Genomic DNA, 13,186 nt, shown 5'->3' with positions numbered 1-13,186 from the left:
GTTTCACGTCAGGCTTGTTCTGGTTGCTCTGATGGCCCCTAGGTCGCCTCGGCGTCCGCAACGTTTTCCTTAACCGCGAAAAAGCTATCCGGTGTAACCGAGATCGTGTCGATGCCCGCCTGAACGAGCAGGCGCGCGAAATCGGGGTCGTTGCTCGGTGCCTGACCACAGAGCCCCACTTTTCGTCCGGCGCTGTGGGCTTTGTTAATGACCGTTTCGATCATCCAGAGAACGGCCGGATCCCGCTCGCTGAACAGATGCGCAAGCGCTGCAGAATCCCGGTCTACGCCAAGTGTCAGTTGTGTCAGATCGTTTGACCCAATGGAAAACCCGTCAAAGCGTTCGGCAAAGGCTTCCGCTTCGATCACATTTGATGGGATCTCACACATGACATAGACCTGAAGCCCATTCTTGCCGCGTTCAAGCCCGTGATCGGCCATTATGGAAAGCACACGTTCGGCTTCTTCGACCGTGCGGCAGAACGGGATCATGACGATAACATTGTCAAATCCCATCGCTTCACGAAGATGCCGGATCGCCTGACATTCCAAAGCAAACCCATCCCGGTAGGCATCGTCATAGTAGCGGGACGCCCCCCGAAAACCGATCATCGGGTTTTCCTCGGCCGGTTCGAATTGCCGCCCTCCCAAAAGGTCGGCATATTCATTCGTCTTAAAGTCGCTCATCCGGATGATGGTGGGATTTGGATACCATGTTGCGGCAATCCGCGAGAGCCCCATCGCCAGTTTCTTAACGAAATAATCCGTTTTGTTCTCGTAACCCCGCGTGAGTTGGTCGATCTCATTTTGAACGCCGGTGTCAGTGAGTTCTTCAAAGCGGGTGAGCGCCAGCGGGTGTACTTGCACCTCGTTGTTGATCACGAATTCCATTCGCGCCAGCCCAACCCCATCTGCGGGCAATCTCCACCAGCGCAAAGCTGCCGCGGGATTTGCCAGGTTCAGCATGACGTTGGTCCTTGTTGAGGGGATTTGGTTCAAATGCCGTTCTTCGACCGTGACTTGGGCTTTGCCGGCATAAATGATCCCTGTCTCTCCTTCAGCGCAGGAAACGGTAATGAGCTGACCATCATGCAGGATTTCAGTCGCATGAGAGGTGCCCACGATCGCCGGCACGCCAAGCTCTCGGCTAACGATCGCCGCGTGAGAGGTGCGGCCACCATGATCCGTGACAATGGCAGCTGCGCGTTTCATGATGGGAACCCAATCCGGGTCGGTGTTCGAGGTGACGAGGATCCCACCGTCAACAAAGCGATCCATGTCCGCACTGTCCTGGATCATGCAGACCTCACCTGAGGCGACGGAATTGCCAACGCTCAGACCAGTCAGAAGACGCTCCCCGGTTTCGTCGAGCCGGTAAGTCTTGAATGCATCTGCTTCCCGGCGCGATTGCACAGTTTCGGGGCGAGCCTGCACAATATACATCTGACCGGTTTCACCGTCCTTTGCCCATTCGATATCCATGGCGACGCCGTAGTGGGCTTCGATTTTTATAGCTGCACGCGCCAGTTCCAGGATTTCAGGATCGGAAAGAACGAATTTTGAGCGTTCGGCTTTGGACGTGGGAACATTCCGGGTTGGGGCCCCTTCCTCGTGCCCATAGATCATCTTGATTTCTTTTGCCCCAAGCGCCTTGTGGACAATCGGGATCAGGTTGGCCTGCTCAAGAAAGGGTTTGTAGACCTGATATTCATCCGGATCGACATGACCCTGCACGACATTTTCACCCAGCCCCCAAGCTGCATTGATGAGCACAACCTTGTCGAACCCACTTTCTGTGTCGATTGAAAACATGACACCTGATCCAGCTTGATCCGACCGGACCATGTGCTGAACACCGACTGATAGGGCAACCTCAAGGTGATCAAAGCCTTTGATTTGCCGGTAGGTGATCGCCCGGTCGGTAAACAGGGAGGCCAGACAGTTTTTACAGGCTGAGAGCAATGCCTCTTCACCCTGCACATTAAGAAAGGTTTCCTGCTGACCGGCAAAACTTGCATCTGGAAGGTCTTCGGCCGTTGCCGATGAACGCACCGCGACAGAAGGCTCGTCCAGCCCTACACGTACTCCCAACTCGCGATAAGCGGTCCGAATGTCACTTTCGATATCATCCGGCCACACTCCCTCAGAGATGGCGGTGCGGATCTCCTGTCCCGCAGAGGCCAGAGTGGTTCGGTTTGCGTCAAGTTTTGACAGGACTTCCCTAAGCTTCTGATCCAGACCGTTGGCAGAAATGAAACTGCGATAGGCATCTGCCGTGGTTGCAAATCCGGGAGGCACCCGGATCCCACTATCTGCAAGAGATTGCAGCATCTCTCCGAGAGATGCATTCTTCCCGCCAACTTTCGCAATGTCTGACCGTGAAATCTTATCCAGCCAAATTAGCATCGAAGACGTTTCTTTTGGAGCACGTGTCATGCAATCCTCCCGGCATATGCCCCTTATTCATAGCCCTTTCCACCCAAATTCTCGTTGATCCGGGTCAAGGTGGCAGGTGTGGATAATGTGCTATCCAACAGGCAAGCGAGGATTGTCTGCAAGCGAATTGGGGGGGTGTTGAATGGCCATGGATATCAAAGAATTGGCAGAACGCATCGAGATAGCGGATACGTTTGACGCGGCGTGGTCTCACGCGGTCGTCAAGGTGCTGTTGGACTATACGATCGCAGACGGTTTGATGCAGAAACCGGGCGAGAGGTTATCCGTCGAAGAAACCATCCAGCTGATTGACAAGCTGGTCCCCGGCTGGACCATTCACATAACCGGCACAGCACTTGAACCCGACGGCCACTGGCAATGTCATTTGCGTCGCTCGGATACCCGGGACAATGATGAGTTTGTCGGTCACGGCAAGGGTAAGCATTTGCAGAACGCTTTAGTCGTGGCCTTGCTTCATACAATCGATTACATGATCGGGCGCAAGTCTCTGACCTAATTCAAGAATTTTTGCTGCGTCATGGGCCAGTGTGGTCACTATTCACCGAGCAAGCTGCGTTCAGCAAGCATCTGTCGGGATCTCACCACCCCGACCTATCCGTTTGTGGGGTCCAACACGTAAGGCTGTAGGCTTTCAGCGAAATGTTCGATGAGGCCGGTGGTTCGCTGTGGTGTCCGAATGTCAGGGACTTAACGGCAGATGATCTGGCCCTTGCGCGGGAATGCGGTCTTTGTGTGGCGGTCTGGACGGTGAATGAGCCTGCCGACATCGAGCGGATGATTGACCTGCAAGTCGACGCCATCGTGACCGACTACCCCGGCCGGGTTCAGCGGCGGTTGATAGATCGTGGCTTTGGTTGACGCTAGAAACCTGTTCCGGTCCCGCGGGTGTGTTAGTTCAGATCTTTCAGCAGACGCGAGTGTGTTTTCGCTTCTGCCACCGCTTCGGAGAGGGTCGAGATCCCTCTTGATTGCAACATGGCAAGCATCTTGCACAGGACTTCTGCAGTGGCATGGGCGTCGCCAAGCGCTGTGTGCCGAAGCTCGGGGGGGATCTCTACGTCAAGTCTTTCACAGAGTGCATCGAGCGTATGCACTTCGGTGCGGCCAAACAGGACCGCAGACAAAAGCACAGTATCCAGAATTGGATGATCCCATGACAGCCCAGCCTCTTTTTCATGATTGTGAAGAAAAGCCATGTCAAACGGGGCATTATGGGCAACCAGAACCGACCCGATGGCAAAGCTGTGAAGCTTTTGCGTCGCGGGTATTGTTGTATCGGCACCATTTACCATGGCATCGGTGATCCCATGGACCTTGGTCGAGGCTGGCGGAATGGGGCGTCCCGGGTCGACCAGCATGTTGATTTCTTCTCCCGCGATGATTTTCGACTTCACAACACGCACGGCACCGATCTGAACAATTTCGTCTTTGTGAGGTTGCAACCCGGTTGTTTCGGTATCGAACACCACAAATGTGAGATCATTCAGGTCTGCGGTCCACAAGTCGGTGGTGCTGTCGGCTTCCATCAAATCGAAATCGAAAACGACCGGGCGGGCAGCTTCCGGGGCAAATTCGGCTTGTGTTTCGTCAATGACCAGCATGTAGCCATCACCGCTGTCCAGCGGCTTGATCCGCGCTTCGAATTGAAATGCGAAATGGGCAGAACGGTCGGAGAATTTTTGTTCAGATCCGGTTTCCACCATTTTCTTGTGGGCCTTCATGAAGGGCCCTTCCTGAAAATACTCAAAAATCGAAGCGTTCAATCTGGGTGGGGAAACTTGCGACAAAATACCCGCAGCCTGGCTGTCATATAGCACGATCTGGTGGTTTGGGCTGATCAGCACCATCGCAAGCGGGATGTCGGACAAGAGCGCTGTCAATCGTGCTTTGTCAGCATTCAACTTCGCTGTTTCCTGGGCAACCTCGCTGGCCTGAACCAGTGTCGAGTTGGACAGTTGTTCAGCAACAGATGCGGTCGCATGTACAAGATCACCCAAATAACGTCCTTCATGGGCGTCGATCCCGCCCGCTTTGGCGTGCACTTTGGCGCGTAGGCTCACGGCGAGTTTTTCAATAGGGCGGGCGATGTTTTCATCAAAGAGAAACCAGATGCTGGCAGTGACAGCAAGCTGGGCAAAAAACGCCATTACGCCTGCGAAAATAAACCCCGATGCAACGCCTACCTCCCCGACGCGCAGATAGCCAATGTAGAGCGCCCCGAGGGTTGCTCCGATCGACATCATTGCGAGGAGCGCAAAGAACAGAAAGTTTCTGAATCGCAAGGATAGGCGGGCGAGCGGTTTCATGACCCGGCCCCGGTGGCGCAGACATGTGCGATCAGCGGATCATCCTGATCTGACGCGATCCAGCTGACTCCATCCACAGACCCCCCATCTCCAAATGAGACCTCATCCATCAGTTGCGCGCGCTTCATTGTGGCGCAGTCCACCAAAACGATGAGTTTTTCGGGGGCAGCCCAACGTCCCATGAAAAGCGTTTCGACGATGCGCAGATTGGGGTGTTCGGGGTGGGTGCGCTCTGTAAGATCATCCACGGCGACAAATCTGTCCACAAACGGGACGGCATAGGACCATGGGCGATAGATAGCGCGGTTTTCATGTTTCATGATGACGCTCAACCCTTCGGGCATCGCGTCCACAGTGCGATCATACCAAGCGTATTCGTTGGCAATTGTCGCTGCGATCATCGCAAGCCCCGCGCCAACGGGCATCGCCCATTTGGGAAGGCGACCGCGGGTGGCGTGGTTTAACAGCATCACCACCCCGGCCATTGCAAACCCTGCAAACAGGGTGGCAACCAATTCGTAAAACATCTGATGTCCTCTCTGTTTGTGCGTTTAACTGAAGGCCCCGCGACCATGTCCAATTGAACTTTGCATTGATTTCACCACCACAAATGCATCGCGCAGGTGGCTGCGTTCAAAATCGGACAGGTCGGAGGGGGACAGAAAATTGTCGGGGGCCTGACCCTGACGGATCTGGGCAGCCTGATGTTCCAGCCGGGTGTCGGCAATCAGATCATAGGCGTCAAGCAGGTCGCTGCCGCCGGAACCACTGAGTACGCCAGCACGCTGGGCGGCTTCCAGGCGGGCGCGGGTGTTCACTTCGCTCAGCTTTCCCTGCAAGGCATAGATCCGACCGAGATCAACCACTGGCACCACACCATTATGTTTCATGTCGAGCTGGTTTTTATGCTCGCCCGACCGGATTGTGGCAAACCCGCGAAGCAACCCCAGCGGCGGGGTGTGTTTCAGGCTGTTTGACACCATGTGGGCGACGAAGATCGAGTTCTTCTCGGCCATCTCCAGCGTGGCCTTTTGCAAACCATCAAACAGCGTGTCGTCGCCGCCAATGGGGCGCAGGTCGAACATAACCGATGCCAGCATCTGCGCTTCCGGATCGGGTTTGTTGATCCAGCCGACGAAGTACTTTTTCCACACCGACACCGGCTGACACCAGCGCGGATTTGTGGCCATCATGTCACCGGGGCAATAGACATAGCCGCAGGTATCCAGCCCATCACAGACAAATTTGGCCAATTGGGCGAAATAGCCGTCGCGGTCTGTATCGGTCACGTCATCGGACAAGATCAGGCAGTTGTCCTGATCGCTTACCCCAGTTTGCTCCTGTCGCCCCTGACTGCCGCAGGCCAGCCACAGATACGGCACCGGTGGCGATCCCAATTTATCTTCGGCAAGGGTCAACAGGCGGCGGGTAACGGTGTCGGCCACATCGGTGATCAGGCGGGTGACAATCTGGTGGGACAGGCCGGATCCAACCAGTTGTACCAAAAGCTTGGGGATCCGGGCGGTGATCTCTTTCATCTCACCTGCCGAGCTTGCCATTGCAATCTCGCGCACAAGTTCAGCGGAACTTACCGTCTGGAAGCGCGTCAGATCGGTTTGGGTCACGATGCCCACAAGTTTGCCTGCCTCAACAATCGGAATATGGCCGATGCGTTTTTCCATCATCAGGTGCAATACGTCTGACCCAATGGAGGACGGGCTGAGTGTAATTGGCTTGGTCACCATAACATCCGCAACAGGTCCGGATATGTCGCGTGCTTTGGCAACAACTTTGTGGGTCAGATCGCGGGTTGTCAGGATGCCGGTCAATCGGTCCTGATCGGTTATGCAAAGTGACGAGATCCGGTGTTCACCCATCATTTCGGCGGCGGATTGAATTGTGGTGTCTGCCGGGCAGGTGATTGGATTCGGTGCCATCAGATTGTCAACAGTCACTGTCGACAGATCGTTCGTTTCGGTCTTCTGCTGACGGCTGCGATCAAAAAAGCGGCGGACTGCTTCGTCGCTTTTGTTGAGCGCCCAGAACACGTCTTTTGGAAGCAGGAGAAGTGTGGTGTCGCTTTCTGCAACCGCCCGGGTCACCGCGCGCCCGTTGCGCATCAAACCCCGTTCACCAAAGGAATTGCGCAGATGCAGATGAGAGATCAATACGCTGTTTTCGTCGCGCACCTCAACGTCACCTTCATAGATGACATAAAGCCCATCCAGCTCAGTGTTCAGATCATAGATTACGTCACCTTTGGCAAAGGAACTCGGCACGATATTGGGCACCAGCTCTTTGACCTTTTCACCAGAAAGGCTGTCATAGGGGTGTACGGATTTTAGGAAACGTTCGATCTGATCGGGGGAAAGAGGCATGGTCAAGCCCTTGAAATTCTTGTTGCCAGCAAAGGAATACACGCTTTGAGGCAAAAGGGAAGAAGGCCGCCCGGCGGGGCGGCCTTCAACTTAGTTTTTAGTGGTCCAGAGCGGCGCTTGCACCTTTCGGTACGCGAACGCTTTCCACAAGATCTTCAACTTCGGCCGGGATCGGATCGGACGATTTCGACACAACGAAGGCAACTGCGAAGTTGATCATTGCACCGATGGCGCCGAACGAGGTCGACTTGATGGTGCCGAGCAGCGGATCAGCATCCGTGAAGCTGTTGGTGCCCGGGATGAAGAACCAGCCTTTGTGCAGGAAGATGTAGATCAGGGTAATGATCAGACCTGCCAGCATACCGGCCACGGCACCTTTGTTGTTCACCTTGGTAAAGATGCCCATCATCAGAGCCGGGAAGATCGACGCAGCAGCCAGACCGAAGGCGAGTGCCACGGTTTGAGCCGCGAAGCCCGGTGGGTTCAGACCCAGATAGGTTGCCACACAAATGGCCACGGCCATTGCGATCCGGGCGGACAGAAGTTCGCCTTTTTCCGAAATGTTCGGATTGATCGCGCCTTTGATAAGGTCGTGTGAGACAGCCGACGAGATCGCGAGCAACAGACCCGCAGCGGTCGACAGAGCAGCCGCAAGACCACCAGCAGCCACCAGAGCAATCACCCAGCCTGGAAGCTGTGCAATTTCCGGGTTGGCCAGCACGAGGATGTCACGGTTCACCGAAAGCTCGGAACCTTTCCAGCCACGCTCTTCAGCGGTCGCAGCAAAGTCAGCCGACTTCTCGTTGTACCACTGAATTTTGCCGTCGCCATTCTTGTCTTCGTACTTCAGAAGACCGGTCTTTTCCCAGGTCGCCATCCAGTCAGGACGTGCTTCGTAATCGATCGGAGCCGAAGCAGTGCTTTCAGGATAAACGGTGGTGATCAGGTTCAGTCGAGCCATGGCACCAACAGCCGGAGCGGTCAGGTACAGCAGCGCGATAAACACCAGGGTCCAACCAGCCGACCAACGTGCGTCAGCAACTTTCGGCACGGTGAAGAAGCGCATGATCACGTGCGGCAGACCAGCCGTACCGATCATCAGCGACAGGGTGAACAGTACCATGTTGAGCGTATCCGCATGGTGTCCTGTGTAGCTCGCAAACCCAAGTTCCTGAACCAGCGTGTCCAGTTTGGCCAGCAGAGGTTCACCTGATGCGACGTGATCGCCAAACAGGCCCAGACCCGGGATCGGGTTGCCGGTCAGCTGCAGCGAGATGAAGATTGCCGGGATGGTGTAGGCAACAATCAGAACGCAGTACTGAGCAACCTGAGTGTAGGTCACACCCTTCATGCCGCCGAACACGGCGTAGGCAAACACAACCGTGGCGCCGATGAACAGGCCGGTTGTTTTGTCCACTTCAAGGAAGCGGCCAAACGCAACACCAACACCGGTCATCTGACCGATCACGTATGTGGTTGACGCAACGATCAGACAGATCACGGCCACAAGGCGTGCGGTCGGGCTGTAGAAACGGTCGCCAATGAATTCCGACACGGTGAACTTGCCGAACTTACGCAGGTAAGGGGCGAGCAGCAGTGCAAGAAGCACGTAACCGCCAGTCCAACCCATCAGGAAGGACGAGTTGTCGTAGCCGGTGAAGGCGATAAGACCTGCCATCGAGATGAACGACGCAGCCGACATCCAGTCAGCAGCCGTTGCCATACCGTTGGTTACAGGGTGAACGCCACGACCCGCAGCGTAAAATTCCGACGTCGATCCGGCGCGAGCCCAGATTGCGATGCCGATATAGAGCAAGAAGCTTGCCCCGATGAACATCCAGTTGAGTGTAAACTGATCCATCTGTTTCCAGCTCCCTTACTCTTCCACGCCGTGTTCGGCGTCGAGTTTGTTCATCCGCCAGGCGTAGAAAAAGATCAGCGCCAGGAAGACCAGGATCGAACCTTGTTGGGCAAACCAGAAGCCCAGATCGGTTCCGCCGACGGCGATGCCGCTCAGCAATGGACGCAGCAGGATGCCGAACCCGAATGAGACCAGCGCCCAGATTACGAGGCTGATCTTGATGATGCGCACATTGGCAGACCAATATGCATCGTTGGATGAGTTGTCAGACATGAAGCCTCCTCCCTCTTCTCCGTTAAAAGGCGACCCCCTCGTGGGGCCGCCATCCTTTCCCTTAGCCGGTTGCCGTGTCGACAATGCTGCTGAGGGCACCTGCGATATCGTCGATTGCTCCCATGGCATCGACTTTTTGCAGGCAATTGGCCGCGTCGTAGAACGCAACCAGCGGTGCCGTTTGCGCGTGATAGGCCTCAAGGCGGCTCACTACTGTTTCGGCATTATCGTCGGCCCGGCGTTTCATGTCCGTGCCGCCGCATTTGTCGCAAACGCCGTCTTTGGCGGTTTGCTTATATGTGTCGTGATACCCTTCACCGCAGTCCGCGCAGGTAAAGCGACCGCTGATCCGGGTGACCATTTCGCTGTCATCCACCTCAAGACTGATCGCAGCATTGATCCGCTGCCCGGTTTCCGCCAGCAGCGCATTCAGTGCTTCGGCCTGAACCGTCGTGCGCGGGAAGCCGTCAAGGATCACACCTTTGGCGCAATCTGCGTCCCCAAGGCGGTCACGCAGAATGTTGATGACGATCTCATCCGAGACCAGTTCACCTGCTTCCATCACCGCCTTCGCTGCCAGACCAGCTTCGGTACCCGCAGCCACGGCTGCGCGCAAAAGATCACCGGTCGACAGTTGCACCAGACTGTATTTCTCTTCGAGCATCCGCGCCTGAGTGCCTTTGCCGGCACCAGGGGGGCCGAGCAGGATCAGAACCGGGGCGGACGATTGGGTTTTCATGCCATCCATCCGATCACGCCTTGTTCATGCGATTGTCGATCAGCTCATCCACCACCGACGGATCGGCGAGGGTTGAGGTGTCGCCGAGTGCCCCATAGTCGTTCTCGGCAATCTTGCGCAGAATGCGGCGCATGATCTTGCCGGAACGGGTTTTCGGCAGGCCCGGTGACCATTGGATCAGGTCGGGGCTGGCAATCGGGCCGATTTCGGTGCGAACCCAAGTGCGCAGCTCTTTGCGCAGTTCCTCAGTCGGCTCCACGCCGTTCATCAGGGTCACATAGCAATAGATGCCCTGACCTTTGATGTCGTGCGGATAACCTACCACCGCGGCCTCGGCGACAGTCTCATGCGCGACCAAGGCGCTTTCAACTTCGGCGGTGCCCATGCGGTGACCCGATACGTTGATCACATCATCGACGCGGCCGGTGATCCAGTAATCACCATCTTCGTCGCGACGGCAGCCGTCACCGGCGAAATAGTAGTTCTTGTAGTCCGAGAAATAGGTTTTTTCGAACCGCTCATGGTCGCCCCAGACGGTGCGCATCTGACCAGGCCAGCTGTCCTTCATGCACAGCACACCTTCAGTCGGATACTCGTGGATTTCCTCACCCGAGGTGGGTTCCAGAACCACCGGCTGCACGCCGAAGAATGGCTTCATTGCAGCACCCGGTTTCGCGGTATGTGCGCCCGGCAGCGGGGTCATCATGTGACCACCGGTTTCGGTCTGCCACCATGTATCGACGATCGGGCAGTTCCCCTTACCGACCACCTCGTGATACCATGTCCAGGCCTCGGGGTTGATCGGCTCGCCCACGGTGCCCAGCACCTTCAGATCGCTCAGATCGCATTTCTCGACGAACTCATTGCCTTGCCCCATCAGGGCGCGCAGCGCGGTCGGCGCGGTGTAGAACTGGTTGACCTTGTGCTTTTCGCAAACCTGCCAGAAGCGGCTGGCATCCGGATAGGTCGGGGTGCCTTCGAACATCACAGTGGTCGCACCATTGGCCAGCGGGCCGTAAACGATATACGAATGGCCGGTCACCCAGCCCACGTCAGCGGTACACCAGTAAATGTCGCCATCATGGTAATCGAAAGTGATCTCTTGCGTCATCGACGCCCAGACCAGATAGCCACCTGAGCAATGCACAACGCCTTTCGGCTGACCGGTCGAACCCGAGGTGTAGAGGATGAACAGCGGATCTTCGGCGTTCATTTCTTCTGGCGGGCAATCATCGGACGCGGTTTTCACCAGCTCGTTATAGTCGTGGTCACGACCATCAACCCAGTTCACTTCGTCGCCGGTGCGGCGCACCATCAGAACCTGAGCTTTGGTTTCAGCATGTTCCAGCGCCAGATCGGCATTGGCCTTCAGCGCCGTCTTGCGGCCTCCGCGCGGAGCGAAGTCGGCAGTGATAACCAGTTTGGCATCGCAACCATCAACACGTGCGGCCAGCGCGTCCGGCGAAAAGCCGGCAAATACGATTGAGTGGATCGCGCCGATGCGGGCACAAGCAAGCATGGCATAAGCCGCTTCTGGGATCATCGGGAGATACAGAATGACACGGTCGCCTTTGCTGACACCCAGATCCTTCAGGATGTTCGCCATTCGGCTGACATGGCCGTGCAGATCGCGATAGGTGATGTGCTGGGCTTCGTCGGTCGGCTCATCCGGCTCAAAGATAATCGCGGTCTGATCACCACGGGTTTCCAGATGACGGTCAACACAGTTGGCTGACACGTTCAGAGTGCCATCTTCAAACCATTTGATCGAAACATTGCCCGGCGCATAGCTGGTGTTTTTAACAATCGAATAGGGCTTCATCCAGTCGATGCGCTTGCCGTGCTCACCCCAGAATGCCTCCGGGTCATTTACAGATGCTGCATACATCTTTTCATATTTAGCGGCATCCACATGGGCGCCTGAGGTGAAATCCGAACTTGGTGCAAAAACCTGTTTGGTAACGTCATCCGATGACATGTGTTCCTCCGGTAATGTCTCCACTCGCGCCTTCATGCAATAATTCTGTCAATTACGTAAAGTCACGACCTCCTTCGGCGGAAAATAGTGTCCTAACCCAATGCAAAGCAATAGTTTTTTAGTTAATAAATTACCACGCTAAGGTTGGTTTTTGTAAATTTCTTTTACAGCTATGCAAAAACCCGAATGATACGAACGAGGTGTACGGTTTGATGATTTCTGCGCGTGCAAAGTCGGCGCAACATAATTACCCTGCCGGCCCATATTTTTTAGGGTGAGAGCCTGTCTTTGGCTACAGTTGACCATGCATGTTGGTCCCAATCATCGGGTGATTTCCTGTTCATAAAGAATCGACATTGAATTGAGAGGATTGGCAAATCCCGATGAGAAAACCGCGCGGCGTCATCGGACGGGTGCAACATCATCTGGTCAGACCAACGCATCTGGGCTTTCAGGACCATTCCTGTCTCAGAAGTAGCTGCGCACCAGCGCCCCGGAAATCAAACTCCATCCATCCGCAACGACAAAAAACGCCAGCTTGAATGGTAATGACACGATTGCAGGGGGCACCATCATCATTCCCATCGACATTAAAATGGCAGCAACGACCAGATCGATAATCAGAAACGGGAGGAAGACCAGAAATCCAATTTGAAAGGCCCGCTCGATTTCGGACAACAGGAAAGACGGAACAAGGATGGATAGGGGGGATGAGGACGCCACATCTCCGTTCCCATCCGGGCGTAATGCCGCCAATTGTTGGAAAGTGTCCGGGTCGATCCGGTTTGCCATGAAGCTTCGGAACGGTTCAAGTGCGGCAGTGAACGCTGGCTCCAATTCCATTTCCCCCCTGGTGAAAGGTTCCGCGCCCACTCGCCAGGCTTCTGAGAACACCGGCTCCATGACGAAATAGGTTAGAAACAATGCCAAGCTAATGATCAGCATATTTGGAGGGGATTGTTGAAGTCCGATGGCCTGACGCAAAATTGACAGGACGGTCACGATGAATGGGAAGCAGGTGACCATGACGGCAAGCCCCGGCACCAAACTGAGCAAGGTGACGAGGATCATCAGTTGGATTGAGCGCGTTGCCAGAGAGCCATCATCGCCAAGGTTGATTGAGATATCCTGAGCCATTCCCATATCGGGAAGGATTGCAAACATGGTTAATAGCGCAAAGCAAGTCAGCCCTCTG

General features: G+C 55.4%; 11 protein-coding genes. 2 read left to right on the top strand and 9 right to left on the bottom strand.

Translation table 11 applies throughout. From position 1 onward, the window contains the following. Positions 1 to 38: 38 nt before the first annotated feature. Positions 39 to 2,435, bottom strand: a complete 2,397-nt coding sequence (gene ppsA, locus O2N63_RS01925) for a phosphoenolpyruvate synthase (protein ID WP_271052414.1) — start codon at positions 2,433 to 2,435, stop codon at positions 39 to 41. 142 nt (positions 2,436 to 2,577) lie between these two features. On the opposite strand from ppsA, the gene O2N63_RS01920 reads away from it, so the two are divergent. Both O2N63_RS01920 and O2N63_RS01915 read left to right on the top strand, forming a co-directional pair. Then, complete coding sequence (locus tag O2N63_RS01920; protein ID WP_271052412.1) at positions 2,578 to 2,952, top strand: hypothetical protein; 375 nt, start codon at positions 2,578 to 2,580, stop codon at positions 2,950 to 2,952. Between the two features lie 143 nt (positions 2,953 to 3,095). After that, positions 3,096 to 3,314 (top strand): glycerophosphodiester phosphodiesterase family protein, encoded by a 219-nt coding sequence (locus tag O2N63_RS01915; RefSeq protein WP_271052410.1) that lies wholly within the window; start codon positions 3,096 to 3,098, stop codon positions 3,312 to 3,314. Between the two features lie 32 nt (positions 3,315 to 3,346). Here O2N63_RS01915 and O2N63_RS01910 read toward each other — a convergent pair whose 3' ends face one another. The 8 genes from O2N63_RS01910 to fliP all read right to left on the bottom strand — a co-directional run bounded on the left by O2N63_RS01910 (position 3,347) and on the right by fliP (position 13,155). Further along, complete coding sequence (locus tag O2N63_RS01910; protein WP_271052408.1) at positions 3,347 to 4,762, bottom strand: 3'-5' exonuclease; 1,416 nt, start codon at positions 4,760 to 4,762, stop codon at positions 3,347 to 3,349. Continuing rightward, positions 4,759 to 5,289: a hypothetical protein gene (locus O2N63_RS01905; RefSeq protein WP_271052407.1), complete on the bottom strand. Its 531-nt coding sequence runs from the start codon at positions 5,287 to 5,289 to the stop codon at positions 4,759 to 4,761. Before O2N63_RS01905 ends, O2N63_RS01910 begins: the two co-directional genes overlap by 4 nt. A 24-nt stretch (positions 5,290 to 5,313) precedes the next feature. Next, positions 5,314 to 7,140 carry a DUF294 nucleotidyltransferase-like domain-containing protein gene (locus O2N63_RS01900; RefSeq protein ID WP_271052406.1) on the bottom strand — a complete coding sequence of 609 codons (1,827 nt, stop codon included), beginning with the start codon at positions 7,138 to 7,140 and terminating at the stop codon, positions 5,314 to 5,316. Between the two features lie 97 nt (positions 7,141 to 7,237). Further along, the gene (locus O2N63_RS01895) at positions 7,238 to 9,001 is read right to left on the bottom strand and encodes a sodium:solute symporter family protein (protein ID WP_271052404.1); all 1,764 of its coding nucleotides are present in this window, start codon (positions 8,999 to 9,001) and stop codon (positions 7,238 to 7,240) included. A 15-nt stretch (positions 9,002 to 9,016) separates the two neighbouring features. Next, complete coding sequence (locus tag O2N63_RS01890) at positions 9,017 to 9,274, bottom strand: DUF4212 domain-containing protein (RefSeq protein WP_271052403.1); 258 nt, start codon at positions 9,272 to 9,274, stop codon at positions 9,017 to 9,019. A 61-nt stretch (positions 9,275 to 9,335) separates the two neighbouring features. Further along, complete coding sequence (locus tag O2N63_RS01885) at positions 9,336 to 10,022, bottom strand: adenylate kinase (RefSeq protein ID WP_271052402.1); 687 nt, start codon at positions 10,020 to 10,022, stop codon at positions 9,336 to 9,338. A 4-nt stretch (positions 10,023 to 10,026) separates the two neighbouring features. Then, positions 10,027 to 11,991: an acetate--CoA ligase gene (gene acs, locus O2N63_RS01880; RefSeq protein ID WP_271052401.1), complete on the bottom strand. Its 1,965-nt coding sequence runs from the start codon at positions 11,989 to 11,991 to the stop codon at positions 10,027 to 10,029. 468 nt (positions 11,992 to 12,459) lie between these two features. Continuing rightward, positions 12,460 to 13,155 (bottom strand): flagellar type III secretion system pore protein FliP, encoded by a 696-nt coding sequence (gene fliP / locus O2N63_RS01875; RefSeq protein ID WP_271052796.1) that lies wholly within the window; start codon positions 13,153 to 13,155, stop codon positions 12,460 to 12,462. Between the last annotated feature and the right edge of the window lie 31 nt (positions 13,156 to 13,186).

The organism is Aliiroseovarius salicola (assembly GCF_027891095.1).
Classification (GTDB): domain Bacteria; phylum Pseudomonadota; class Alphaproteobacteria; order Rhodobacterales; family Rhodobacteraceae; genus Aliiroseovarius; species Aliiroseovarius salicola.
The sequence above is the reverse complement of the archived record's forward strand: the minus strand, read 5'-3'. Positions and strand labels throughout refer to the sequence as shown.